The sequence below is a fragment of the Methylobacterium sp. BE186 genome (assembly GCF_031457035.1).
Lineage (GTDB): Bacteria > Pseudomonadota > Alphaproteobacteria > Rhizobiales > Beijerinckiaceae > Methylobacterium > Methylobacterium segetis.
Window position 1 is genome coordinate 17,882 of record NZ_JAVDVV010000013.1, and the last position, 24,265, is coordinate 42,146.

Genomic DNA, 24,265 nt, shown 5'->3' on the forward strand with positions numbered 1-24,265 from the left:
CGAGGGATGACGGGGCGTGTCGTGGCTGTCCTGATCGCGGCCGGATGCTGGGCCGGGAGCGAGGCCGCGGCGCGCGACCTTGCCCGCGCCCAGGCGCCGGACGGGCTCGTGGCCTGCCCGGAGCAGGGCGCCGGCTTCTTCCGGGCGAAGGGCGCGCGGACCTGCTTCCGCCTGTCGGGCCGGGTCGGCGCCGGAATCGACGCGCGGACCGGCGCGGGCGCCCGCGTCGCGCCCTCGGCCGCGGGCCGCTTCGCGATCGACACCCGCAGCGAGTCCGAGTACGGGCCGGTGCGCGCCTTCGTGCGCATGGGGCACGGCCGGCCCTGATCCGGCAGGGCGGCCGGGCCACCGGCCGGAGGCCGGGTCACAGGCTGCGCGAGAGGACCAGCGGGCCGCTGCGCGTGCCGCTCCCGTAGGGGGAGGGGCTCGTGGACGGGGAGCCGTAGACGCTCGGCGCACGGGCGCGGCCGATCTCGTCGGCGAGCGACTTGATGAGCCCCTCCGACACGGTCTTGGCCGTCGCCAGCACCGTCTGGTTGGCCTCGACGACCTGCGCGAAGCGGCGATGGGCGGCCTTCAGGCTCTCGACGCCCTGGGGCGCGAAGCGGGCGAGCGCGACCGCGTTCAGCTTCGCCGATTCGGCACCCTGGAAATACGCGGCCGCGAGCGCGCTCTTGCGCTCCGAGAGGCCGATCCCCTCGCGCAGGCGGCCGGCCCGCACATGGGCACTCTCCTCGCCGAGGACGGTCTCCAGGGCCTGCATGATCCCCATCACCTCGGCGACGAGGGTCTCGGCCCCGGCGCGATCGGCGATGCGGAGCGGAGCTCCCCGATCAGGCGCCACGGTTGCCCTCCTGCAGACGCATCATCTCGCGATAGACCTGATCGGCGATGCCGACGCCGCCCGATTTCACGACCTGCGTGGCGTATTCCTTGGTGAGCATCGAGCGGTAGACGCCGCCGCCGGTGCCGTTCTCGCCGAGCGGCCCGTCCGTGCCCTCCGACTGGGTCAGGCGGTCGAGGGATTGCTCGAGGAACATCGACTCGAACTCGGTCGCGGTCTTGCGGGCCTTGGTCTTGGCGGCCTCGGTCGCGGCCGAGGCGTCGGGCTTCGAGGCCGCCGCGGCGATGGAGCCGGCGATCGACTTGCCGACTCCGATGGCCGCCGTGGCGGCGAAGGTTGCGAGCGGGAGCATCGTTTCACCTCGCGGAGGGAAGGGGAGAGGAGGGGGCCATCACATCAGGTCGATGTCGGCCTGGAGGGCGCCCGCGGCCTTGATGGCCTGCAGGATCGAGATGAGGTCGCGCGGGCCGACGCCGAGGGCGTTGAGCCCGTCGACGAGTTCGCGCAGCGTCACGCCCTCCTTCACGAGGGCGAGCTTGTTGCCGTCGCCGGTATCGACCTTCACGGCGCTGCGGGGCACCACGACGGTCTCGCCGTTCGAGAGCGGGTTCGGCTGGCTGACCTGCGGCTGCTCGGTGATCGTGACGGTGAGGTTTCCCTGCGCGATCGCCACTGTGGAAACGCGCACGTCGCGGCCCATCACGATGATGCCCGAGCGCTCGTCCACGACGACCTTGGCGGTCTGGTCGGGCTCCACCTTGAGCTGCTCCACCTCGGTCACGAGGCGGATCATGTTGCCCTGGTAGCGCGGCGGGATCTGGATGGTGACGGTGGCGGGGTCCGTCGGCTCGGCCGTGTCCGCGCCCATGAAGTCGTTGATCGCGGCCGCGATCCGCTTCGAGGTCGTGAAATCGGGGTTGCGCAGCGAGAGGCGCAGGGAGCGCGCGTCGTTCAGCCGGAACGCGATCTCGCGCTCGATGTTGGCGCCGTTCGAGATGCGCCCGTTCGTCGGCACGCCGCGGGTGATCTTGGCGGCCTCGCCCTCGGCCGCGAAGCCGGCGATCGCCACCGACCCCTGCGCCAGGGCATAGACCTCGCCGTCCGCGCCGAGGAGCGGCGTCACGAGGAGGGTGCCGCCCTGGAGCGACTTGGCGTCGCCGAGGGAGGAGACGGTCACGTCGATGCGGGTCCCCTGCGCGGCGAAGGGCGGCAGGCTCGCCGTCACCATCACGGCGGCGAGGTTCTGCGTGCGCATGGTGGCGCCGCGGGTGTTCACGCCGAGCCGCTCCAGCATCGCCTGCAGGGATTGCTTGGTGAAGGGGATGTTGTTGAGCGTGTCGCCGGTGCCGTTGAGGCCGACGACGATGCCGTAGCCGACGAGCTGGTTCTGGCGCACGCCCTCGATCGAGGCGAGGTCCTTCACCCGCGACAGGGCGAGGGCCGGCCCGGTCCAGGTGATGAGGGCGCCGAGCGCCAGGAGCCAGATCGTCTTCAGGGTGCGGGTCATGCCGGGCATCGCGGGAGCAGCTGCTCCTCGTCCTGCCAGGACCATGCCAGAGCCGGGATTTGCGTAAGACTCTGACAAGAAACGAGATTTCTTTCGGAGCCCCGGCGCGCGAGGCCGCCTGCGCATCGGCGCCTCCTGCCGGGCCGGCAGCTTCTGCCGGGTCGTTTACCGACGGTTAACCAACCCGGCACGAGTGTTCCGCCTCAGGCGCCGCCGCGCCCGAAGAACCCGGGATTGAGCTCACCTCATGCGCGTCGACACCCGCCTTGCCGCACAGGGGCCGGCCTCCGTCGCGGCGGGTCGGCGGAGCGAGGGCGGCCGCGCCTTCAGCCTCGGCGGCGCGGCCGAGCCGGGCACGGCGCAGGCTCCGGCGGCCGCCGCGACGCTGGCCGGCCTCGACGCCGTCCTGATGCTGCAGGCCGGGGACGAGCCTCCCTCCGAGCGCCGCCGCCGTCTGGCGCGCCGCGGCCACGACCTCCTCGACGGGCTCGACCGGCTGAAGGTCGCGATCCTTATGGGCCGCGTGCCGGCGCACGAATTGCAGGTCGTCGCCCGACGCTTGGCGGACCGGACCGGCCCGAGCGGAGACCCGCGACTCGACGGCCTGATGGCGGAGATCGAGCTCCGGGCGGCGGTCGAGCTCGCCAAGCTCGCTCGGCCGGCGACCGCCTGAGGCGCACGAGACTGGATGATCCGATCCTTAACAAAGGTTAGCCCGATGGCCGAGGCGCCCCGAGACTGGTCTTGAGCCCCTCGTGCGGAAACCTCTCACCGTGACGTGATTGCCGCATTGTGCACGGCATCCACGCCTCCGATGCCGCGGAAGGGTCGGCATCCGTTGTAGCGGCGGGGGACCTCGACTATACGGCTCGAAAATTATCGTTGCGGACCGACTATACGGGAAGTGTGAGGGCGACGATGGCGAAGGTGACGCTCGAGGACGGCTACGTTCCGACCGACGACGAGCCCTTCATGAACGAGCGGCAGCGCGAGTACTTCCGGCGCAAGCTGCTCGGCTGGAAGAACGATATCCTGCGCGAGGCGCAGGACACCCTGGTCGCGCTCCAGAGCGAGAACGAGAACCATCCCGATCTCGCCGACCGCGCCTCCTCGGAGACCGACCGGGCGATCGAGCTGCGCGCCCGGGACCGGCAGCGCAAGCTGACCGGCAAGATCGACGCGGCGCTCGCCCGCCTCGAGGACGGCTCCTACGGCTATTGCGAGGAGACGGGCGAGCCGATCTCGCTGAAGCGCCTCGACGCGCGGCCGATTGCCACCCTGTCCCTGGAGGCTCAGGAGCGGCACGAGCGGCGCGAGCGGGTCTATCGCGACGATTGAGCGGTCTTACATAGCCCGCCCACGCCTCCGCGCGGCTGCCGCCGAGGCGAGCCGGGTGGACAGTATCGCTGAGTTTTTGATCCTAGTTGCGGTGCAACTCTTCGGTTCAGGATCAAAGTCTCGGAAATAGAGCGCCGGAACTTTGCGCTCAGCCGTCCATTTTCGACGCAGAAACCTCCACTGAGGACGTCGAGATGGACAACAACCTGCTGATCATCGTGCTCGCCGTGGCGACACTCGCGATCGTCATCGGTGTCGCGCTGTGGCAGCGCGCGCGGGTGGCGGCGTCGAAGAAGGACCCGCAGCGCTCCGCCTTCACCGAGCAGCACGGTGCCGCGCCGCGCCCGAACAGGCCCGGCACGGAGCACTGAGAGGGCGCTCAGAAGGGCAGCAGGATATCGACGATCTGCTGGCCGTAGCGCGGCTGCTGGACATCCGAGATCTGGCCGCGGCCGCCATAGGCGATCCGGGCCTGGGCGATCTTGGCCGAGTCGATCGTGTTGTCCGACTCGATGTCCTCCGGCCGCACCACGCCCGCCACGATCAGCTCGCGGACCTCGAAGTTCACGCGGATCTCCTGCTTGCCCTCGACCACGAGGTTTCCGTTCGGCAGGACCTGCGTGACGATGGCCGCGATATTCGTCGTCACCTGCTCGGCCCGCTGGACGGAGCCGGCGCCGTCGCTGGCGCTGGTGGACGTGGCGTTGACGAGCTTGTCCGCGGCGATGCCGGCCGCCTTCGCGTCGTTCTCCAGGCCGAAGGCGTTCGGTAGGCCGAAGCCCTCGGTGTTCGAGCGCGAGCGCTTCGTCTCGTTGTTCAGGTTCGCCTTGTCGGTGACGTTGACCTTCACCGTGACGAGGTCGCCGATCCGCGCCGCGCGCTGATCCTTGAAGAAGGCCCGCGAGCCCGTGCGCCAGAGCGAGTTCGGCGCGTAGGAGACGGGCTGGAGCTCAGGCATCGGCAGCCGCACCGGCTTGTAGCCGGCCTGGGCGGTCGGATCCTCGATCGCCGACAGGGCGGGCCGCTCGCCGACCTGGGACAGGCGGTCGGCCGTGTTGCAGGCGCCGAGGCCGCCCGTGAGGGCGACGAGGGCGGCGAGGGCGATCGGGCGGTTGAGGCAGGGCATCGGACGCTTCACTCGTGGAGAGGGGTCGCTCAGCGGATCGGGGCGGGCAGGGCCGCGCTCGCCTGGCGCTGCGGGGCGGCGGGGCCGACCGAGACGCGGGCGGGCCCGACGACCACGGCCTGGAGGACTTTCTTCGAGGCGACGTTGAGGACGGTGACGGTCGCGCCGAGGCGGCCGGCCTCGTTCGCCTGTCCCCGCATCGTCAGGCTCACGCCCGGCGTCTCGTAGACGATGGAGACCGCCTCGCCGCGGGCGACGAGTTCGGGCGGCGCGGTGTCGCCGACGCGCAGGAGGGTGCCGGCGCCGAGCGCGCGCTGGGCGACCTCGCCGGCGATGGCGGCGAGGTTCGCCTGGGCGTCGACGGGCGTGCTCTCGCGCGGGCGGCGCTCCAGCGTCACGTCGGCGGCGGTGACCGGCTCCCCGTTCCTGATCGCGCGGGCGAGGATGGCGACCTCGCGCATCTCGACGACGAGGCCGGACACGCGCAGGGAAGCCTGCCGCTCGCCGAGGCTGATCAGGCCCGTCACCCGGCGCGAGCGGGGCTCGTAGACCACGTCGAGGGCGGTCGCGGCCCCGTTCAGGTCGACGGGGGCGAGCAGCACCGGCGCCTCGCCGTCGAGGCGGATGCTGATCACGCGCGGATCGAGCCCGTGGCCGCTCTCCAGGGTCCGCTTCAGGGCGGCCTCGATCTCCGGCGCCCCGACCCGGCGCGCCGCCCGCTGAATCGCGACCTGCACCCGGCCGCCGGTCTCGACCGGGCCGAGCCCGAGGCCCGCGACCGCATCGAGGATGCGGCGGGTCTGGATCGTCCCGGTGGCGCCCAGGGCCGGCGCGCGGAACAGGGGCTTGCCGGCCATCTCGGTGCCGGCCCCCTCGACGAGGTCGCCGAGGCTCAGCACGTCGCCGCGGGCGGTGACGTCGCCGCGCAGGCGCAGCGTCTCCGCCGCGAAGGCCGGCAGGGTGAAATAGCCGATCGCGAGCAGCGTCAGCAGCATGCCTGTGAGGCGCCCCAGCACCCCGACGGTGAGGCGGGCGGCGCAGAGCGGCGGCCGCTCCTCGAGCGGCGGGATCGCGTCGGTCGGGTCGGAAGCGAGGGATTCGGGGAACACGGTCATCGCGCTCAGGCGTCCTGCTAGCTGCGGAACATCTGGGAGGTGGTGGAGAGCATCTGGTCGGCGGCGGTGACGACCTTCGAGTTCATCTCGTAGGCGCGCTGGGCCGCGATCAGGGACGAGATCTCGGTGACGGCGTTGACGTTCGCCTCCTCGAGATAGGCCTGCTGCAGGTTGCCGAAGCCCTCCGAGCCCGGCAGCCCGTTGATCGCCGGCCCCGAGGCCGCGGTCTCGACGAACAGGTTGTCGCCGATCGATTCGAGGCCGACCTTGTTGACGAAGCGCGAGAGCTGGAACTGGCCGAGCGCCTGCGGCGCGGTCTGGCCGGGCAGCGTCGCCTGCACGGCGCCGGTGGCGCTGATCTGCACCGAGGTCGCGGTGTTCGGCACGGTGACGCCGGGATCGACGAGGTAGCCGTCGCGGGTCACGAGCTGGCCCTGGGCCGACAGGTCGAACGAGCCGTCGCGGGTGTAGGCCGTGCGCCCGTCCGGCATGGTCACCCGGAAATAGCCCTCACCGCGGACCGCGACGTCGTAATCCTTCTCGGTCGAGGTCAGCGTGCCCTGCGACATGATCCGGGCCGTCGAGACCGTCTTCACGCCGGAGCCGAGGGCGAGGCCCGCCGGGAGCTGCGTGTTCTGGTCCGAGGTGGAGGAGCCGGAGCGGCGCAGGTTCTGGTAGAGCAGGTCCTGGAAATGCGGGGCCTGCCGCTTGTAGCCCGTCGTGCGCAGGTTCGCGATGTTGTTGGAGATGACCTGGACGTTGAGTTCCTGGGCCGCCATTCCGGTGGCGGCGGCGTAGAGGGCGCGCATGGGGGCCTACTCCGGGTTCAGGCGACGTCGGCGAGGCGGCGGATCGCCGTGCCCCGCAGGTCGTCGAGGCGCGAGATCACGCTGGAGACCATCGCGTAGCTGCGGTTGACGTCCATGAGCCGGGTCATCTCGATGACCGGCTTGACGTTGGAGCGCTCCAGCGCCCCGGATTCGAGGCGGCCCGCGATCCCGGCGGGCTGGGGCTGGTCGGCCGAGGAATAGAGGTTCGCGCCCTCGTTCTGCAGGCGCTGCCGGTTCGCGAAGGTGACGAGGCGGATGCGGCCCCGGATGCCGAGATTGGTGGAGACCGTGCCGTCCGGGCCGATCTGCACGCCCGTCTCCTGAGGCCCGATCGCGATCGGGCCGGCCTCGCCCTGCACCGCGTAGCCGTCGCTCGTGACGAGGTTGCCCTGGGCGTCGAACTCGAAGGCGCCGTTGCGGGTGTAGCGCGGCCCCTGCGGCGTCTGCACCGTGAGGAAGGCGTCGCCCCGCACCGCCACGTGGAGCGGGTTTCCCGTCTGCTCGATCGGCCCCTGGCCGAGATCGAGGGTCGTGCCCTGGTCGATCACGTAGGAGAGGCGCCGGTCCGAGGTCTTGAAGGAATCCGCGCTCGCCACCGGCATCAGGTATTCCTGGAAGCGGGTGTTGCGCGCCTTGAAACCGGTGGTCGAGACGTTCGCCATGTTGTTGGCGATCACGTCGAGCTCGCGCTGGAGCGCAACTTGGCTCGAGACACCGACGAAGAGAGCGTTCTGCATCGCTTGGATCCGGATCGGCGCGAGGGGCGCCGTTAACGTTACCCGCATCCGGCGTGCCAAGCCGTGCCGTCGCCGTTCCTCTCGCCAGATCAAGGATTTGCGGGTAGGGCGCTTGCCGGCCGGGTGTGGCAGGAACGCGCCTCCCGGCAAACATCGCCCGGCAGGAATTGCCGGCTTAACCCGCCATTAACCGTACGGGCGAATACCTGAGCTTGGGCCGGACCCCGCACAACCCGCGGTTTCCGGGTCGGAGCTCGGAAGACGCGTCATGGCCAAGAAGCCGAAGAAGGCGCCCGCCGAAGGCGAGGGCGGCGAGGCGGAAGCCCCGAAAAGTAAGAAGAAGCTCGTCATCATCGCCGCCGCGGCACTCCTGGCGGTCGGCGGGGGCGGCGGGTTCGTCATGATGAAGAAGCGGGCCGCAGCCCATGCCGAGGCGGAACAGGCCGCCCAGCCCGCGGATGTCCGCAAGACCGCCGTCTTCCTCGACGTGCGCGAGATGGTCCTCAACCTCACCCCCGAGCTCGGCCAGGACAAGGCGCGCTTCGCCAAGCTGCGCATCGCGCTCGAACTGCGCGACGCCAAGGTCGAGGCCGAGGTGAAGCCGCTGATGCCCCGGGTGGAGGATTCGCTGCAGGTCTACATGCGCGAGCTGCGCGCGAGCGACCTCGCCGGGTCGGCCGGGCTCTACCGGCTGCGCGAAGAGCTGCTGCGGCGGGTCAACATCGCGCTGCACCCCGCCCGGGTCGAGGCGGTGCTCTTCAAGGACGTGATCATCCAGTAGCGGATTGTCGTAAGCATCATGGAACCCGACGATCCGACCCTGGAGGAGGACGACTGGTCCGCCGCGCTGCTGGAGCAGAACGGCGAGGGCGGGGGCGACGCGTCGCTCGCCGAGGAATGGGGCGCGGCGCTCGCCGAGCAGGGCACCACCCGAAACGCCAGCGACGTCGCCGCCGAATGGGCGACGATGATCGAGGACGGGGAGAGCGACAACCTCCCCGAACTCGCCGGAAACGACCGCATCCTCAACCAGGAGGAGATTGACGGCGTCCTCGGCTTCTCGCTGCGCGAGCTGTCGGCCTCCGGCGCGGGGGGCGTGCGCGCCATCGTCGATTCGGGCGTCGTCCAGTACGAACGCCTGCCGATGCTGGAGATCGTCTTCGACCGGATGATCCGGTTGCTGTCGACCTCGCTGCGCAACTTCTTCCAGGACAACGTCGAGGTCACCCTCGACAACATCACCTCGGTCCGCTTCGGCGATTACCTCAACGCGATCCCCCTGCCGACCCTGCTCGGGGTGTTCCGGGCGGATGCCTGGGAGAATTCGGGCCTCGTCACGGTCGAGTCGAACCTCGCCTACTCGACCCTCGACCTGCTGCTCGGGGGCAAGCGCGGCGGCTCGTCGAGCCGGCTCGACGGGCGCCCCTTCACGACGATCGAGATGCAGCTCGTGCGCCGCCTCGTCGAGATCATCCTCGGCGACCTGGAGCTCTCCTTCCAGCCGCTCTCGCCGGTGCGGTTCCAGATCGACCGGATCGAGACGAACCCGCGCTTCGCCACCATCACGCGGCCCGCCAACGCCGCCATCCTGATCGGCCTGCGCCTCGACATGGACGGGCGCGGCGGCCTCCTGCAGATCCTGTTCCCCTACGCCACGATCGAGCCGATCCGTGAACTGCTCATGCAGAGCTTCATGGGCGAGAAGCTCGGGCGCGACCACGTCTGGGAAGGCCACCTCGCCACCGAGATCTGGCAGGCCGACGTGGCGATGGAGGCGGTGCTGCACGAGATGATGCTGCCGCTGAAGCGCGTCATGGGCCTCAAGGTCGGCGAGACGCTGATGTTCGACGCCAAGCCCTCGGACCTGATCACCGTCCGCTGCGGCGACTGGGCGCTCACGCAGGGGCGGATCGGGCGCGTCGACGACAACATCGCGGTGCAGGTGACGCGGCCCTTGCGCCGCTCGCGCACCACGCTGCAGGCCTTCGAGGCCTCCATGAACAACCGGAACGACGGGTAGCGTCATGAGTCTGCTGATCACGCTGCTCGCGGACATCCTCGTCGCCGTGCTCCTCGTGGCGACGATCCTGACCTCGGTGCGGCTCTCGCGCCGGATCGCGCAGCTGAAGGGCGACGAGACGGCCCTCCGCCAGACGATCGGCGACCTGATGGTGGCGACGAGCAATGCCGAGCGGGCGATCGTCGGCCTGCGGGGGGCGCTGGCCGAGGCCGACCGCACCCTCGCCGAGCGCCTCGGCACCGCGGAGCGCTACGCGGCCGACATCGCCGCGCAGGTCCAGGCGGGCGAGGGCGTGATCGCGCGGATCGGTGCCATCGTCGCCGAGTTCCGGCCGGCGGCCCAGCCCCAGCCCCAAGCGCAGAGCCACGCGCACGCCCAGGCGCAGGCCACTCTCCGGCACGAGCCCGCGCCCGCCGCACCCGTCGTCGCCGCACCCGCGCTGCCCGAGAGCCCGAACGGCGAGCGCCTCGGCGCCGCCGCCGCCGCCGCCCTCGCCATGTCCGAGCGGGCGCTGAGCCGCATCCGGAGCCGCGCCGCATGAGCGAAAAGCCCGCCGCCAAAGCGACCCCGGCAAACACGGCGACACCCGCAAACGCGGCGGCTCCGGCCCTCGCGAAGGCCGTGCGGGCGCGCACGCCCCTCGGCCTCGCGCGCCGGCGCCCGCAGCGCCCCTTCCGCCTGCGCCTGATCGACGCCGTGACGCTCGCCGCCGGCGGGCTCCTCGTGCTGAAGCTCGCCTCGATCGCCACCGATGTCGACAGGCCCGGCGCGGATCTGCCGAGCTTCGCCCGCGTCCTGGCGGAGGCGCGCACGGGCTACGAATTGCCGGACCCGACTACGACGGGATCCGTCGGCGCCAAGGAGCCCGAGAAGGAGAAGCCGGCCGAGCCTCCCCCGCAGGCGCAGCCGCCGATGCCCGAGCCCGTCTCGCCGGCCGAGCGCGCGCTCCTCGAGAAGCTCCGCGCCCGGCGCGATGCCCTGAAGCAGCGCAGCCAGGATCTCGACCTGCGCGAGCAGATGCTGGGCGAGGCCGAGCGCAAGCTCGAGAGCGGCCTCAACGACCTCAAGCAGGCGGAGGACAAGGCCGATACCGGGGGCACCAAGCGCGCCGAGGCCGAGAAGGCGGGCCTGCGCAACCTCGTCACGATGTACGAGACGATGAAGCCGAAGGACGCCGCCCGCGTCTTCGACCGCCTCAACCACGACGTGCTCGTGCCGATCGTGCTCGCGATGAACCCGCGCAAGATGGCCGAAGTGCTCGCGGTGATGCAGCCCGACGCCGCCGAGAAGCTGACCGTGGCCCTCGCCAACCGCGCCCGCGGCACCGCCGGACCGCAGACGCAGGCGAGTGCCGGCCCGGCCCTGCCGCCGAACGAATTGCCGGCGATCGAGCCGGGCCGCTGATCGTCGACATCCGAGGCCCGGCCGAGCGCGGCGGGGCGTCTTCCGGTCCTTCCGGGACGACCGGGCCTTCGCTACGCTCGGGCATGACTCGTCCACCCGTCGCCTTCCGACGTCTGCGCTCCCAGGACGCCGCCCTGCTGCGGAGGCTGAACGCGGTCTTCGCCGAAGCCTTCGGCGACCGCGAGACGTATCAGGGCGACCCGCCGCCGGACGCCTATCTCCGGGACCTGCTGGCCAAGGACCACGTCATCGCGATCGTGGCCGTGAGGGACGACGAGGTCCTGGGCGGTCTCGTCGCCTACGAGTTCGACAAGTTCGAGCGGATGCGGCGGGAGATCTACATCTACGACCTTGCCGTCGCCGCGCAGCACCGGCGGCAATCCGTGGCGACGGGCCTGATCGAGCATCTGCGGGCAATCGCCGTGCAGCGGGGCGCCTGGGTCGTCTTCGTCCAGGCCGATCACGGCGACGCGCCCGCCATCGCCCTCTACACGAAGCTCGGCGCGCGCGAGGACGTCCTGCATTTCGACATCGCGGTCGGTTCGGGCGCTCCCTCGGCCCGCCTCGCCCCGTAGCGGACGACCGGCGTGCTCCCCCTCAGGGGAGGGGGCGGCCGCCCGTCCTGTCAGGCGGCGCGTCGTCGCGCCTCGGCCGCGACGGCCGGCACGGCCTGCGCCGGAGCGGGGATGCCGGTCGGGCGGACGAGTCCCTCGGCGCCGGCGAGCGCATCCGCCCGCAATGCGAGACCGAGGAAGCGCTCCCGCTCGAACGGGCCGGGCAGCCAGAGGCCCGCGGCCGCCTCCGGCGTGAAGCCGAAGCGCGCGTAATAGGGCGCGTCGCCGACGAGGAGCACGGCGCCGTGGCCGAGCGCCTCCGCCCGGCCGAGGGCGGCGTGCATCATCACCTTGCCGAGGCCCTGACCGTGGATCGCCGGATCGACCGCGAGCGGCCCGAGGAGCAGGGCCGGGCGGGCGGGACCCGCCTCGACGTGCCAGAGGCGCACCGTGCCGACGAGCCGCCCGCGGCGGGTCGCGGTGAGCGCGAGGCCGCGCGCGGGCAGACGTCCCTCGCGCAGGCGCTCGGAGGTCTTGGCGAAGCGGGACGGGCCGAAACAGGCGTCGAGCAGACGCTCGCGGCCTGCGACGTCGCTCGGGTGCTCTTCGCGGATCTCGATCACGGCCGTGGCCTCCCGGCGGTTCTGGGGAGATGCGACAGCCCTCGCACCCGCCTCATTCGCGAGGCCGGCCGTCCGGGACGGTGAGGTTCGGATGGGCGCAGGTGATGCGCTGGAGCCGGGCGGGGTCGCCGCCCGGGTCGAGGCGTCAGATCACGATCTGCTCGAGCGGGGGGAAGCCGTTGAAGGCCACCGCAGCGTAGGTCGTGGTGTAGGCGCCCGCACCCTCGATCAGGACCTTCTCGCCGATCGAGAGGGAGACCGGGAGCGGGTAATGGACCTTCTCGTAGAGGACGTCCGCCGAGTCGCAGGTCGGCCCGGCGAGCACGCAGGGAGCCATGCGGTCCTCGTCGTGGTCGGTCCGGATCGCGTAGCGGATCGACTCGTCCATCGTCTCGGCGAGACCGCCGAACTTGCCGATGTCGAGATAGACCCAGCGCACCTCGTCCTCCGCATCCGACTTCCGCGAGACGAGCACGACCTCGGCCTCAATGATCCCGGCATTGCCGACCATGCCGCGGCCCGGCTCGATGATCGTCTCCGGGATCTGGTTGCCGAAGTGCTTGGTGAGCGCCCGGAAGATCGCGTCGCCGTAGGATTCCACGCCGGGCACCTGCTTCAGGTACTTGGTGGGGAAGCCGCCGCCGAGATTGACCATCGAGAGCCCAATGCCGCGCAGGGCGCATTCGCGGAAGATCATGGAGGCGGAGGCGAGCGCCCCGTCCCAGGCTTCCGTGTTCGCCTGCTGCGAGCCCACATGGAAGGACACGCCGTAGGCGTGGAGCCCCTGACGGTGCGCGTGCTCCAGCACGCCGACCGCCATCTCGGGCACGCAGCCGAACTTGCGCGAGAGCGGCCACTCCGCACCGGCGCCGTCGCAGAGGATGCGGCAGAACACCTTCACCTCGCCGGCCTCGATGCCGGCCGCCTCGGCCGCGCGAGAGATCTTCTCGACCTCGGCCTCGCAATCGACGGCGAAGAGGCGCACGCCGAGCTTGAGGGCACGGCCGATGCAGCGCTCCTTCTTGATGGTGTTGCCGAAGGAGAGGCGGTCCGCCGTGGCGCCGGCGGCGAGCGCCATCTCGATCTCAGCGACGGAGGCCGTGTCGAAGCAGGAGCCCATCTCGGCGAGGAGGCGCAGCACCTCCGGCGCCGGGTTCGCCTTCACCGCGTAGAAGACGCGGGTGTCGGGCAGCGCACGGGCGAAGGCGGTGTAGTTCTCGCGCACCACGTCGAGATCGAGGACCATCACGGGCCCCTCGTCGCGGCCGAGGTCGCGGCGTGCGCGCAGGAAGTCGCGGATGCGATCGGTCATGGACGTCCCCACCACAGGTTCGCAGGCGCCCTCACGCGGGGCGCGATGTCGAATGTCTGGCGGCCGATGAGGGCCGCCGGCGTCAGGGGGCGATGCGTCGCGCGGGCCCGCGTGCTTTGGAGACACGCAAATCCGAGCGGGCGCAGAGCACCCGGAAGCTGCCGTGGATTGGAAGGGGAGACCCCAACCGCACGCCGGGCAAAGAGAAACAAGCCTCTTCGGTGCCGGCCTTTGGAGGGCCGACGAGACCAAAAAAGCCCGTTCGTCGTTGCTTTAAGCTGCGTCCCCCGTGGAGAGCGGGGTTCGCCGGTTTCGCCTCCGGCTGCCGGTTGTTGTCGGGGTCCGGTGTTGCCACCTGGATGCCGGCCGGAGGGAATCCACCCTGTCGACCATCGATCCTTTAAGACCCCTGGCGGCTGTCCGGCAGTTGACCGGATGCCCACCAACCGACACGCGGCCACAGGCACGTGCGAAATTGGGCAGGCGGGATATACGTGCGGCGGCCCCCCGTCACAAGGGAAAAACGTGGCCGGGCCGCCGGGAATCCCCGCTCTTTCACCGTTTTGTTGCAGAAACGCCGCGGCCCCCGCCCCCCGGGCTTTCCAAGCGCCGGGGGAGGGCGCATCTGAGCCCCCGGACACACGGCCCGGCTCCGCCGGCCAAGCCGCCAACGCGACGAGGATCATGACCGAGCCCAGCCGCCGCGCCATCGTCACGGGCCTCGCGGCCGCCGCCTTCGCGCCCTCGGCGCCGGCATTGAGCGGGGAGGGGAGAAATCCCAAGCCCTTCGGCTTCGAGGCGGTGGAGGCGAGGGCCCGGGAACTCGCCGCCGCCCCGTTCGACCTGCGCGAGCCGGCGCTCCCGCCGCAACTCGCCAAGCTCGATTACGACGCGTGGCGGGACATCCGCTTCAAGCCGGACAAGGCGTTCCTGAACGCCGCCGACAGTCCCTACCGGTTGCAGCTCTTCCACCCCGGCTTCCTGTTCAAGCGGCCGGTGACCGTGAATCTCGTGCGGCGCGGCGTGGCGACGCCGATCCCCTACCAGGCGAGCCTGTTCGATTTCGGCCGCACGAAGATCGAGAAGCCGCTGCCGGTCGATCTCGGCTTCGCGGGTTTGCGCATCCACACGAACCTGAACAAGCCGAACCTCCTCGACGAGCTGATCGTCTTCCTCGGCGCGAGCTACTACCGCTTCCTCGGGCGCGACCAGCTCTACGGCCTCTCGGCCCGCGGCCTCGCGATCGACGTCGAGGGCAGCGCCGGTGCGGAGGAATTCCCGTTCTTCCGTGAGTTCTGGGTCGAGACGCCCGAGGCGCGTTCGGACCCGCTCGTCCTGCACGCGCTCCTCGACAGCCCCTCGCTCGCCGGCGCCTACACCTTCACGGTGCGGCCGGGCGAGGAGACGAGCGTGTCGGTCCGGGCCGCGCTCCACCCCCGGCGGGAGCTCGCCACGATCAGCCTCGCGCCGCTGACCTCGATGTACTTCATCGGCGAGAACGATCGCCAAGCCTCGGACGATTACCGGCCCGAACTGCACGATTCGGACGGGCTCCTGATGGCGGCGGGAACCGGCGAGTGGCTGTGGCGGCCGCTGGACAATCCGAGGGCGCGCCGCATCTCCAGCTTCGCGGATTCCAATCCGAAGGGCTTCGGCCTGCTGCAGCGCGACCGCAGCTTCGAGGATTATCAGGACCTCGAGGCCAGCTATCATCGCCGGCCGAGCTACTTCGTCGAGCCCGAGGGTGCGTGGGGCGAGGGCAGCGTGATGCTGATGGAACTGCCCACCGACAACGAGACGGCCGACAACGTCGTCGCCTTCTGGCGGCCGAAGGCGCCGGCGCGGCCGGGAGAGCCCGTCCGCATCGCCTATCGCGTGCGGGCGATGGGGCGGGACGATCTGCACCGCAACGCCCGCGTCGCCAACACCTACGTGGTGGGCGCGGCCGCGAGCGGGGCCGCCCGCGCCAGCGAGGCGGGGCCTGCGCTCACCCGCCGCTTCCTCGTCGATTTCACGGGGGGCGACCTCGCCTACTGGATGCCCGAACCGGGCGGCGTCGAGGTCGTGGCGACGGCCTCGCCCGGCCGCATCGTCGCGACGTCGCTGGTGCCGAACCCGCACATCAAGGGATTGCGCGCGGCCATCGACGTGCGGTGCGAGGCGGCCGGCGACGCCTCGGAACTGAGGGTCTTCCTGCGCTCGGGCGGGCACGCCCTGTCCGAGACCTGGACCTACACCTGGGTGGCAGCGTGAACACCCTCGCGCCGGCCCGGCACGCGATCGTCGAGGTGCGCCCCGCCGCACGGGACGATCTCGACGCCCTCGTCGCGCTCGAGGACGCCGCCTTCTCCACCGACCGGGCCGAACGCCGCGCCATCCGCCACGCGATCCGCTCGCCGAGCATGACGCTCCTCGTGGCCGTGACCGAGGGCGAGCGGGGCGAGCCGGTCCTCGTCGGCGCCGCGACGCTGGAGCGGCGCAGGGGCTCCCGCCGCGCGCGGCTCTCCTCGATCGCGGTGGCGCCGAGCCGGACGGGGCTCGGCCTCGGCGGTCTGCTGCTCGACGCGGCCGAGGCCGACGCGCGCCGCCACGCCTGCACGCATCTGCGGCTCGAGGTCCGGGCCGACAACAGCGCGGGCATCCGCCTCTACGAGCGTCGCGGCTACCGCAGGTTCGCGGTGAAGCCCGATTACTACGAGGACGGGATGGAGGCGTGGCGCTACGAGAAGGTGCTCGGCGAGGAGACCCCGTAACCGTCGCAGGGGCTCAAACGGCAACGCCCTCTCCCGGCCGGGAGAGGGCGCCTGGTGCAGCCTGTTCGCGGCTGCGGGACCGAGAGGATCGGTCAGTCGCAGCTTTCCTTGTGAACCGTCTTGCGGTCGCCGTACTCGTTCTCCTTCGACACCGTCTTCGACGAGCAGCCGTCGCCCCGATCGCGGGTCTCGACCGTCTTGCGCTCGGTCGACGGCCGGTCGACCACGACCGTGTCCGGCGCATCGCGGCGGATCACCGTGGTCTCGGCGGTGGCGGCCTGCACGCCGAGGAGGCTGAGCAGCGTCGCGGCGGCGAGGATCTGATTGCGCATAAAATCCCTCCAGGGTTGAAACTGCGCAAGCAACGACAACCGTGGCGGGACGGTTCCGGACCGTTCGAACGATCCACACATATGGCGCCAACCCTGCATTCCCGCTCGGCATCCGGCCGCGTCGGGCGGGTGCGGCCGTCATCTTCGCGCCGGATTAGGGGAATCTTACGCGTCCACCGCTATGGAGCGGCGATGCGTCCCGCCGAGCCGATGCGGGGCATCCGTCCGGGGGGCCATGATGGCCGTGATCGCCGCCTTCGTGCTGAATGCCGGTCTGAACTTCATCCTGGGCCTCGTCATCGCGAAGCTGCTCGGGCCGGCGGATTTCGGGCGTTTCGCCCTCGCCACGGCCGGCGCCATCGTCATCAACACCGTGCTGTTCGAGTGGCTGCGCCTCTCCGCGACCCGGTTCTACTCGGCCCGCGTCCGCGCGAACGAGCCCTGGATCCGCCACGGGCTCGACCGGGCCTACGCCGCGCTCGCGCTCCTTCTGCTCGCCGGCGCCCTTCTCTGCGCCGGGTTCGGCATCGAGGGGGGGCCGGAGAGCCGCGGCGCCCTCCTGGCCGGGACGGCCCTCGCGGCTTTGGGCATCGGCGTGTTCGATTACCACGCGGCGCTCGCCCGCGCCCGGTTCGACGGCGGGCTCTATCTCGGCCTCGTGGCCCTCAAGAACGCGCTCGCCTTCGCCCTGATGGCGGCGACCGCGTGGTACCTGCCGCACCCCTCCTACGTCCTCGTCGCCTTCGCGATCGGGCAATGCGCCACGGTCTTCCTGCTGCGGGGGCCGCTGCGCGATCCGTCGGTTCCGGTCCAGCGGGTGCGGCTGCGCGAGACGTGGCGGCTGTTCCTGATCTACGGCCTGCCGCTCATCGCCGCCAACGCGATCTACCAAGCGATGCCCTTCTTCAACCGGGCGACCCTCGCCGCGCAGGCGGGCTTCGCGGAGGCCGGCTACTTCGCCCTCGCCGCCGACGTGACCCTGCGCAGCCTCAGCACCCTCGGCACCGCCCTGGACCTGCTCCTGTTCCAGATCGCCGTCCGGGCGGAGGAGCATCACGGCGCCGCCGAGGCGGAGCGGCAGGTGGCCCGCAATGCGGCGACCGTGGTCGCGCTGCTCCTGCCCTGCGCCGTCGGCTTCTGGGCGATCCTGCCGGCGTTGCAGGCGCTGGTGGTGCCGGAGGCCTATCGCGGCCCCTTCGCCATCTACGCGGTTCTCCTAGTCCCGGGTCTGTTCTGCCTCTCGCTGATGCATTTCGCCCTGAACCCGGTCTTCCAGATCCGGCGGAAGACGATGCCCGTCATCGCGGCGGCCTTCCTCGGCCTCGCCGTCAACGGGATCGGCCTGCTCGTGCTGCCGTCCCGCTTCGGGCCGGCTGGCATCGCGCTCGCGCAGACGGCCGGGCTCGGGGCAGCCTTCCTCGGTCTCGCCCTGCGGGCGCTGACGGGACCGAATCGCCTCGTCCTGCCCTGGCGGGAGATCGCAGCGGCGGCAGCGGCCTGCCTCGCCATGGGGCTGGCGCTCGCGCCCTTCCGCGATCTGCCGCCCGCCACCGCGCTGGCGCTCTGCGTGCCGCTCGGCATGGTGCTCTACGGTGCCCTCGTCTGGGCCTTCGACATCGCGGGTCTGCGCGGCGCCGTCGAGGATCGCATCCGCGGGCGGCATCCCGCCCCGGCCGAATAGGCTGCGGCTTGAAACGCGGGTGCAAACCCGCATGATCCCGCCTAAAGGGACCCCGGCAAGGGGACCCGGAGCGGGCAGGAAACGATGCGTTCATACGAGCCGCAGGCCGAGAACGAGGCGGCCGACACCGTACGCGAGGCCGCCGGCCGGGCCGAGCGGCTGCGCCTCGTCGGCGGAGACACCAAGGCCGGCCTCGGCCGGCCCGCACAGGACGAGGCGACGCTCTCCGCCCGCGGGCTGACCGGGATCACCCTCTACGAACCCGCCGAGATGGTGGTCGGCGCCCGGGCCGGGACGCCGCTCTCCGAGGTGCGGGACCTCCTGGCCGGGCGGGGCCAGATGCTGCCCTTCGAGCCGATGGACCATCGCGGGCTCCTCGGCTCGGCCGGCGAGCCGACGATCGGGGCGGTCGCCGCGATCAACAATTCCGGGCCCCGCCGGATCAACTCGGGTGCGGCCCGCGACAGCCTGATCGGCGTGCGCTTCGTCAACGGGCGGGGCGAGGTGATCAAGTCCGGCGGCCGCGTCATGAAGAACGTCACCGGCCTCGATCTCGTGAAGCTGATGGCCGGCTCCTGGGGCACCCTCGGCCTGCTCACCGAGGTCGTCTTCAAGGTCCTCCCCGTCCAGGAGCGGGTGGCCACCCTCGTCATCGAGGGGCTCGACGACGCGCGCGCCGTCGAGGCGCTCTCCGCGGCCCTCGGCTCGCCCTTCGAGCTGACGGGCGCGGCGCACCTGCCCAGCGGCGTCGCGGACGCGCAGGCACTGACCCTGATGCGGGTCGAGGGCTTCGCCGCCTCGATCGACTATCGCGCGGGCGAATTGCGACGCCTCCTCAAGCGCTTCGGCCAAGCGACATTGATCGAGGGCGCGGCAAGCGACACCCTCTGGACCGCCGTGCGCGACGTGGGCTTCTTCGCGGGGACCGGCGAGGCGGTCTGGCGGCTCTCGACCGCGCCGACGCACGGCCCGGCGGTCGCCGCCGCCATCGGCCGGGCAAGGGCCGCGCGCTGGTTCTACGATTGGGGCGGCGGCCTGATCTGGCTCGCCACCGACGCGGCCGGGGATGCGGGCGCCGAGGCGATCCGCTCGGCGCTGCGCGCCTTCGGCGGCCACGCCACCCTGGTGCGGGCGCCGGAGCCGGTGCGGGCGGCCGTTCCGGTCTTCGAGCCGCTGCCGGAACCGTTGCTGCGGGTCAGCCAGGGCGTGAAGGCGGCGCACGACCCCGCCGGCATCTTCAATCCGGGGCGGATGTACGCCGGGATCTGAGCCGACGCGACATCGGGCGTCTCCATGCGCGCCCGGGTTCGTGTAAGCATTCTCATTCCAGAGTGACGTGTCCGGTCCAGGCGGCGCCCGAGACCCGCCGGACCGCGCCGAGGAAACGACCGTGCAGACGAATTTCAGCCTCGCGCAGCTCGCCGATCCCGCCATGGCGGCCTCGGAGAAGATCCTGCGCACCTGCGTCCATTGCGGTTTCTGCACCGCGACCTGCCCGACCTACCTGCTCCTGGGCGACGAGCTCGACTCGCCGCGCGGGCGCATCTACCTGATCAAGGACATGCTGGAGGGCGGCAAGCCGGCGACCGCCGAGGTCGTCAAGCACGTCGACCGCTGCCTCTCCTGCCTGTCCTGCATGACGACCTGCCCCTCCGGCGTGCATTACATGCACCTCGTCGATCATGCCCGGTCGCATATCGAGACGACCTTCGTGCGGCCGCCCGAGGACCGCTGGCTGCGCGCGCTGCTCGCGGCGGTGCTGCCCTACCCGAACCGGTTCCGCCTCGCCCTGCTCGGCGCCAAGCTCGGCCAGCCCTTCCGCTCGGTCGTCGCCCGCCTGCCGCGGGTCGGCAATCGGCTCGCTGCGATGCTCGACCTCGCGCCCGCGACCCTGCCCGGCCGGAACCCGACCGATCGGCCCGGCGTGTTCCCGCCGCCCGCCAACGCCCCTGCGCGCCGCGGCCGCGTCGCCCTGCTGCGCGGCTGCGCCCAGAGCGTCCTGCGGCCCGACTTCAACGAGGCGGCGATCCGGCTGCTCAATCGCCACGGGGTCGAGGTGGTGCAGCCGAAGGGCGAGAGCTGCTGCGGAGCGCTGACCCACCATATGGGCCGCGAGGATTCCGCCCATGCCTTCGCCAAGCGCACCATCGACGCCTGGATCGCCGAGATGGACGGGCAGGCGGACGGCAAGGGTCTCGACGCCATCGTCGTCACCGCTTCCGGTTGCGGCACGACGATCAAGGATTACGGCTTCATGTTCCGCAACGACCCGGCCTATGCCGAGAAGGCCGCGCGGGTCTCGTCCATCGCCAAGGACGTGACGGAATATGTCGCGAGCCTCGGGCTCAACGAGCCGGTCATCGAGAGCGACCTCGTCGTCGCGTACCACTCGGCCTGCTCGATGCAGCACGGCCAGGGCATCCGCACGGAGCCGAAGAACCTCCTGAAGCGGGCGGGCTTCCTCGTGAAGGACGTGCCGGAGGGCCACATCTGCTGCGGCTCGGCCGGCACCTACAACATCCTGCAACCGGAGATTGCCGAGCGGCTGCGCGCCCGCAAGGTCGCCAACATCGAGCGGATGCAGCCAGACCTCATCGCCACGGGCAATATCGGCTGCGCGACGCAGATCGGGAAGGGAACGGACCTGCCGATCGTCCACACGGTGGAATTGCTCGACTGGGCGACGGGAGGCCCGAAGCCGGAGGCGCTGGCCGCCCTCCCGGAGCGCGCGCTCCCGGTGGCCGCCGAGTAGGGCGGCGCGTCAGGGGGCGCGGTCGCCGGAGCCCAGCCGCACGACGTAGCCGGTCACGGGCTCCGCCCGTTCCAGGCGCAGAACGACCCGGTCGATCGCCTCGATGGAGAAGCCGGCCGCCCCGGCTGCCGCCTCGACATGGGACTTGGCGTGGCTGTAGCGGCCATGCGCGTTGAGCCGCGTGCCCTCGGCCTCCTCCAGCGCCTCGACGCTGAAGACGAAGCGGCCGCCCGGGCGCAGCGCCGTCCGGGCCGCGGCGAGGACGGCGTCGAGGGCGCCGAAATAGCAGAGCGTGTCGGCCGACAGGACGAGGTCGTAGGCCCCGGGCCGGGCGGCGAGATACGCCGTCAGTTCCGCCCGCTCTAACGCATCGTAGAGGCCGCGGGCGGCCGCCTTCTCCAGCATCTTGCCCGACAGGTCGACGCCGCCGAGGTCGCGCGCATACGGGCGCAGCAGCGGCCCGCACAGGCCCGTACCGCAGCCGGCATCGAGCACGGCGAGATCGGCGGCCGGGCGGGGATAGGCTTCGGCGACGGAGGCCGCGCAGAGTTCCGGCGCCCGGTAGTCGAGGCGGGCCAATTTGTGGTCGAAGCTGTTGGCGAAACCGTCGAACAAAGCCTCGACGTAGCGGTCGCTCGCCCGCTCCGGCACGCCGACGCCGGAGATCGAGGCGATGAGATGGTGGACCGAGGGGTTGTCCGGCTCGTCGCGCCGCCACGCTTGCAGGATCTCGAGCGCCCGGTCGTAGACCCCGGCCGCCGTGTAGGCCGCGACGATGAAGCGGCGGCTGCCGGCATTGTTCGGCTCAAGCTCGAGCGCCTTGGCGTGGCAGCCGATCGCCTCCTGGATGCGGCCCCGGCTCGCGAGCAGGCGGCCGAGATTGTCCCAGGCCTCGCGGTGCTCGGGATCGAGGGCGATCGCCTCGCGATAGACCGCCTCGGCCTCGTCCGGGCGGCGGAGGACGCGCAGCGTCACGCCGAGGTTGTTGCGGGCATTGGTGTGGCCCGGCTCGAGGAGCAGAACCCGCTCGTAGACCTTGAGCGCAATTTCAGGTTGGTCCAACTCGAACAGAATGTTGCCGAGGTTGTTGTGCAGGCCCGCCTCGTCGGGCTCGATCTCGATGGCACGCTCCATCAGCCGGATCGCCTCGACGGAGCGCCCGGTCTGGTGGAGGAGGATGGCGAGGTAGTGGAGGGCGTCCGCGCTCTCGGGAGCTACGTCGAGGATCCGGCGATAGACGGTTTCCGCCACCGCGCCATCGCCCGCCTGATGGGCCCGCAGCGCGATGTCCAAGGCTTCGGCGAGGGACAGGCCCTCGTCCTCGGCATTCGGCGCGCTCGATCCGGCCATCACATCCCCGCTGTTCAATGGTCGCGGGGGCGAAGATTAGACCGGCCGGCAGCGAAAGCGTAGCGATTCTTCACAGGTGCGCGTCAAGATTGCGGGCCGCGATAGGCGGCCAGCACGAAGACCCGGATCGCCGAGGATAGGTTCTGGCCCTCGCGGCCCGCGTCGATCTCGCCGATCAGGGCCTGGACGGAGAGGTTCCGGCCCTGCGCGATCTCCCGGAGCGCCTCCCAGAAGGGCTCCTCCAGAGACACGCTCGTGCGATGTCCCGCGATCATCACCGAGCGCTTGGCGACGTTGATCGCGATCATGCCGCCCGGCTCACCCCTCCGGGTCGTCGGAGTTCAGGCGGTGGCCCTCGTGTCGGTCCCGTTCCAGGGATTTGCGGGCGTCGGCCAGGGTCTTGGCCTTCTTCGGGCGTCCGAACAGGACGCGGTTCTGCGCCGCCTCCTCCGCCTTCGCGGCGCGCTCCCGCGATTTCCGGGCCTGGCGGAGGTTGATGATCTCGCCCATGCCTGCCTCCTCGTTCCAGGGAGCGGCGCGGAGCCGGGTCCGCGCCGCGGGATGCTGCACCTACTCGGCGCCGGGCGCCAGCATGTCCTCCGGGCGCACGACCCGGTCGAACTCCTCCTCCGACACGTAGCCGAGCCGCAGCGCCTCGTCCTTCAGGGTGGTGCCCTTCTTGTGCGCGGTCTTGGCGATCTCGGCGGCCTTGTCGTAGCCGATCGAGGGGGCGAGCGCCGTCACCAGCATCAGCGAGCGGCTCATCAGGTCGGCGATGCGGTCCTCGTTCGGCTTGATGCCGACGACGCAATTGTCGGCGAAGCTCACCGCCGCGTCCGCGAGCAGCCGGATCGATTGCAGCACGGCGTTGGCGATCACGGGCTTGAACACGTTCAGCTCGAAATGGCCCTGGCTGCCCGCGAAGGAGACGGTGGTGCCGTTGCCGACGACCTGGGTGCAGACCATCGTCAGCGCCTCGGCCTGGGTCGGGTTGACCTTGCCGGGCATGATCGAGGAGCCGGGCTCGTTCTCGGGCAGCGAGATCTCGCCGAGGCCGGAGCGGGGGCCGGAGCCCATCAGGCGGATGTCGTTGGCGATCTTGAACAGGCCGGCGGCGAGAGCCGAGAGCGCGCCCTGCGCGAAGACGAGGGCGTCGTGGCTCGCCAGCGCCTCGAACTTGTTCTCGGCCGAGGTGAAGCCGAGGCCGGTCAGCTCGGCGACCTTGGCGGCGAAGGCGTCGGCGAAGCGCGGATGCGCGTTGAGGCCGGTGCCGACGGCCGTGCCGCCCTGGGCGAGCGCCAGCAGGCCCGGCAGGGTCGCGGCGACGCGGGCGCCGCCCAGCGCCACCTGGGCCGCGTAGCCGGAGAATTCCTGGCCGAGGGTGACGGGCGTCGCGTCCTGCAGGTGCGTGCGGCCGATCTTCACGATGCCCTCGAAGGCCTTGGCCTTGGCGTCGAGCGCGGTGTGCAGGTGCGTCAGCGCCGGCATCAGCCGGTCGTTGATCTCGCGGGCGGCCGCGATGTGCATCGCGGTGGGGAAGGTGTCGTTCGAGGATTGGCCGCGGTTGCAATGGTCGTTCGGGTGGACCGGCGCCTTGCCGCCGCGCTGGCCGCCGAGGCGCTCGTTGGCGAGGCTCGCGATGACCTCGTTGGCGTTCATGTTGGACTGCGTGCCCGAGCCCGTCTGCCAGACGACGAGGGGGAACTCGTCGTCGTAGCGGCCGGCCACCACCTCGGCGGCCGATTCGGCGATGGCGTCGGCGAGCTGCGGCTCGAGGACGCCGAGATCCTTGTTCACCAGGGCCGCCGCCTGCTTCACGAGGCCGAGCGCGTGGACGAGGGGAGCCGGCATCCGCTCGGTGCCGATCTTGAAGTTCTGGATCGAGCGCTGCGTCTGCGCGCCCCAGTAGCGATGCGCCGGGACTTCGATCGGCCCGAACGTGTCGGATTCCGTGCGGGTGGCGGTCTCGGGCTGCGGCGACATCGTG

Annotated in this window: 28 protein-coding genes; 14 read left to right on the plus strand and 14 right to left on the minus strand. The window is 71.2% G+C overall.

Annotation, left to right across the window (positions count from 1 at the left end):
- Nucleotides 1–6 precede the first annotated feature (6 nt).
- Nucleotides 7–327: a porin gene (locus tag J2X36_RS14605; RefSeq protein WP_310350893.1), complete on the plus strand. Its 321-nt coding sequence runs from the start codon at nt 7–9 to the stop codon at nt 325–327.
- Between the two features lie 37 nt (nt 328–364).
- Here J2X36_RS14605 and J2X36_RS14610 read toward each other — a convergent pair whose 3' ends face one another.
- Genes J2X36_RS14610 through J2X36_RS14620 form a run of 3 tightly spaced genes read right to left on the minus strand, consistent with a single transcriptional unit; the run spans nt 365 to nt 2,351 of the window.
- Nucleotides 365–844, minus strand: a complete 480-nt coding sequence (locus J2X36_RS14610; protein WP_310350895.1) for a hypothetical protein — start codon at nt 842–844, stop codon at nt 365–367.
- Nucleotides 834–1,196, minus strand: coding sequence for a rod-binding protein (locus J2X36_RS14615; protein ID WP_310350899.1), 363 nt, complete (start codon nt 1,194–1,196; stop codon nt 834–836). Before J2X36_RS14615 ends, J2X36_RS14610 begins: the two co-directional genes overlap by 11 nt.
- Before the next feature lie 39 nt (nt 1,197–1,235).
- Nucleotides 1,236–2,351 (minus strand): flagellar basal body P-ring protein FlgI, encoded by a 1,116-nt coding sequence (locus J2X36_RS14620; protein ID WP_132255040.1) that lies wholly within the window; start codon nt 2,349–2,351, stop codon nt 1,236–1,238.
- A 247-nt stretch (nt 2,352–2,598) separates the two neighbouring features.
- Here J2X36_RS14620 and J2X36_RS14625 point away from each other — a divergent pair, with 247 nt between their 5' ends.
- The 3 genes from J2X36_RS14625 (at nt 2,599) to J2X36_RS14635 (ending at nt 4,060) form a co-directional block, all read left to right on the plus strand.
- Entirely contained in the window at nt 2,599–3,024 is a 426-nt protein-coding gene (locus J2X36_RS14625; RefSeq protein ID WP_132255039.1) for a flagellar assembly protein FliX, read from the plus strand.
- A gap of 245 nt (nt 3,025–3,269) precedes the next feature.
- Entirely contained in the window at nt 3,270–3,689 is a 420-nt protein-coding gene (dksA, locus tag J2X36_RS14630; RefSeq protein ID WP_132255038.1) for an RNA polymerase-binding protein DksA, read from the plus strand.
- 194 nt (nt 3,690–3,883) lie between these two features.
- Nucleotides 3,884–4,060, plus strand: coding sequence for a hypothetical protein (locus tag J2X36_RS14635; RefSeq protein WP_165937898.1), 177 nt, complete (start codon nt 3,884–3,886; stop codon nt 4,058–4,060).
- An 8-nt stretch (nt 4,061–4,068) separates the two neighbouring features.
- On the opposite strand, the gene flgH is transcribed toward J2X36_RS14635, so the two are convergent.
- Genes flgH through flgF form a run of 4 tightly spaced genes read right to left on the minus strand, consistent with a single transcriptional unit; the run spans nt 4,069 to nt 7,497 of the window.
- Nucleotides 4,069–4,815: a flagellar basal body L-ring protein FlgH gene (gene flgH / locus J2X36_RS14640; protein WP_132255037.1), complete on the minus strand. Its 747-nt coding sequence runs from the start codon at nt 4,813–4,815 to the stop codon at nt 4,069–4,071.
- Nucleotides 4,816–4,844: 29 nt separating this feature from the next.
- Nucleotides 4,845–5,930, minus strand: a complete 1,086-nt coding sequence (gene flgA, locus J2X36_RS14645) for a flagellar basal body P-ring formation chaperone FlgA (RefSeq protein WP_310350920.1) — start codon at nt 5,928–5,930, stop codon at nt 4,845–4,847.
- A gap of 17 nt (nt 5,931–5,947) precedes the next feature.
- Nucleotides 5,948–6,739: a flagellar basal-body rod protein FlgG gene (flgG, locus tag J2X36_RS14650; RefSeq protein WP_109891304.1), complete on the minus strand. Its 792-nt coding sequence runs from the start codon at nt 6,737–6,739 to the stop codon at nt 5,948–5,950.
- Between the two features lie 17 nt (nt 6,740–6,756).
- Entirely contained in the window at nt 6,757–7,497 is a 741-nt protein-coding gene (flgF, locus tag J2X36_RS14655; protein ID WP_132255035.1) for a flagellar basal-body rod protein FlgF, read from the minus strand.
- A 268-nt stretch (nt 7,498–7,765) separates the two neighbouring features.
- On the opposite strand from flgF, the gene fliL reads away from it, so the two are divergent.
- The 5 genes from fliL (at nt 7,766) to J2X36_RS14680 (ending at nt 11,496) form a co-directional block, all read left to right on the plus strand.
- Nucleotides 7,766–8,278 (plus strand): flagellar basal body-associated protein FliL, encoded by a 513-nt coding sequence (fliL, locus tag J2X36_RS14660; RefSeq protein WP_132255034.1) that lies wholly within the window; start codon nt 7,766–7,768, stop codon nt 8,276–8,278.
- 18 nt (nt 8,279–8,296) lie between these two features.
- Nucleotides 8,297–9,517 (plus strand): flagellar motor switch protein FliM, encoded by a 1,221-nt coding sequence (gene fliM / locus J2X36_RS14665; RefSeq protein ID WP_310350930.1) that lies wholly within the window; start codon nt 8,297–8,299, stop codon nt 9,515–9,517.
- Between the two features lie 4 nt (nt 9,518–9,521).
- Nucleotides 9,522–10,058, plus strand: a complete 537-nt coding sequence (locus tag J2X36_RS14670) for a DUF6468 domain-containing protein (protein ID WP_310350934.1) — start codon at nt 9,522–9,524, stop codon at nt 10,056–10,058.
- Nucleotides 10,055–10,921 (plus strand): hypothetical protein, encoded by an 867-nt coding sequence (locus tag J2X36_RS14675; protein WP_310350937.1) that lies wholly within the window; start codon nt 10,055–10,057, stop codon nt 10,919–10,921. Before J2X36_RS14670 ends, J2X36_RS14675 begins: the two co-directional genes overlap by 4 nt.
- An 83-nt stretch (nt 10,922–11,004) precedes the next feature.
- On the plus strand, nt 11,005–11,496 hold the full coding sequence (locus J2X36_RS14680) for an AAC(3)-I family aminoglycoside N-acetyltransferase (protein WP_310350940.1): 492 nt from the start codon (nt 11,005–11,007) through the stop codon (nt 11,494–11,496).
- A 50-nt stretch (nt 11,497–11,546) separates the two neighbouring features.
- Here the strand turns inward: J2X36_RS14680 and J2X36_RS14685 are convergent, their stop codons facing one another.
- Both J2X36_RS14685 and J2X36_RS14690 read right to left on the minus strand, forming a co-directional pair.
- Entirely contained in the window at nt 11,547–12,098 is a 552-nt protein-coding gene (locus J2X36_RS14685) for a GNAT family N-acetyltransferase (protein WP_132255030.1), read from the minus strand.
- Nucleotides 12,099–12,243: 145 nt separating this feature from the next.
- Entirely contained in the window at nt 12,244–13,410 is a 1,167-nt protein-coding gene (locus J2X36_RS14690; protein ID WP_132255029.1) for a type III PLP-dependent enzyme, read from the minus strand.
- Nucleotides 13,411–14,094: 684 nt separating this feature from the next.
- On the opposite strand from J2X36_RS14690, the gene J2X36_RS14695 reads away from it, so the two are divergent.
- Together J2X36_RS14695 and J2X36_RS14700 are read left to right on the plus strand one after the other, a co-directional pair.
- The gene (locus tag J2X36_RS14695; RefSeq protein ID WP_310350945.1) at nt 14,095–15,663 is read left to right on the plus strand and encodes a glucan biosynthesis protein G; all 1,569 of its coding nucleotides are present in this window, start codon (nt 14,095–14,097) and stop codon (nt 15,661–15,663) included.
- Nucleotides 15,660–16,163, plus strand: coding sequence for a GNAT family N-acetyltransferase (locus J2X36_RS14700; protein WP_310350947.1), 504 nt, complete (start codon nt 15,660–15,662; stop codon nt 16,161–16,163). Before J2X36_RS14695 ends, J2X36_RS14700 begins: the two co-directional genes overlap by 4 nt.
- 92 nt (nt 16,164–16,255) lie before the next feature.
- On the opposite strand, the gene J2X36_RS14705 is transcribed toward J2X36_RS14700, so the two are convergent.
- The gene (locus J2X36_RS14705; RefSeq protein ID WP_310350948.1) at nt 16,256–16,495 is read right to left on the minus strand and encodes a hypothetical protein; all 240 of its coding nucleotides are present in this window, start codon (nt 16,493–16,495) and stop codon (nt 16,256–16,258) included.
- A 238-nt stretch (nt 16,496–16,733) separates the two neighbouring features.
- Between J2X36_RS14705 and J2X36_RS14710 the strand changes: the two genes are divergently transcribed.
- The 3 genes from J2X36_RS14710 (at nt 16,734) to glcF (ending at nt 20,928) form a co-directional block, all read left to right on the plus strand.
- Nucleotides 16,734–18,176, plus strand: a complete 1,443-nt coding sequence (locus tag J2X36_RS14710) for a polysaccharide biosynthesis C-terminal domain-containing protein (RefSeq protein ID WP_310351126.1) — start codon at nt 16,734–16,736, stop codon at nt 18,174–18,176.
- 84 nt (nt 18,177–18,260) lie between these two features.
- Nucleotides 18,261–19,445 (plus strand): glycolate oxidase subunit GlcE, encoded by a 1,185-nt coding sequence (glcE, locus tag J2X36_RS14715; protein WP_310350949.1) that lies wholly within the window; start codon nt 18,261–18,263, stop codon nt 19,443–19,445.
- 121 nt (nt 19,446–19,566) lie between these two features.
- Nucleotides 19,567–20,928 (plus strand): glycolate oxidase subunit GlcF, encoded by a 1,362-nt coding sequence (gene glcF, locus J2X36_RS14720; protein ID WP_310350953.1) that lies wholly within the window; start codon nt 19,567–19,569, stop codon nt 20,926–20,928.
- Between the two features lie 9 nt (nt 20,929–20,937).
- Here glcF and J2X36_RS14725 read toward each other — a convergent pair whose 3' ends face one another.
- From J2X36_RS14725 to fumC, 4 genes are all read right to left on the minus strand, one after another.
- Nucleotides 20,938–22,278: a tetratricopeptide repeat protein gene (locus tag J2X36_RS14725; protein ID WP_132255210.1), complete on the minus strand. Its 1,341-nt coding sequence runs from the start codon at nt 22,276–22,278 to the stop codon at nt 20,938–20,940.
- An 83-nt stretch (nt 22,279–22,361) separates the two neighbouring features.
- Nucleotides 22,362–22,586, minus strand: a complete 225-nt coding sequence (locus J2X36_RS14730) for a ribbon-helix-helix domain-containing protein (RefSeq protein ID WP_132255211.1) — start codon at nt 22,584–22,586, stop codon at nt 22,362–22,364.
- Nucleotides 22,587–22,596: 10 nt separating this feature from the next.
- Entirely contained in the window at nt 22,597–22,788 is a 192-nt protein-coding gene (locus J2X36_RS14735) for a DUF4169 family protein (RefSeq protein ID WP_310350958.1), read from the minus strand.
- 60 nt (nt 22,789–22,848) lie between these two features.
- Nucleotides 22,849–24,261: a class II fumarate hydratase gene (gene fumC, locus J2X36_RS14740; RefSeq protein ID WP_310350961.1), complete on the minus strand. Its 1,413-nt coding sequence runs from the start codon at nt 24,259–24,261 to the stop codon at nt 22,849–22,851.
- Nucleotides 24,262–24,265 lie beyond the last annotated feature (4 nt).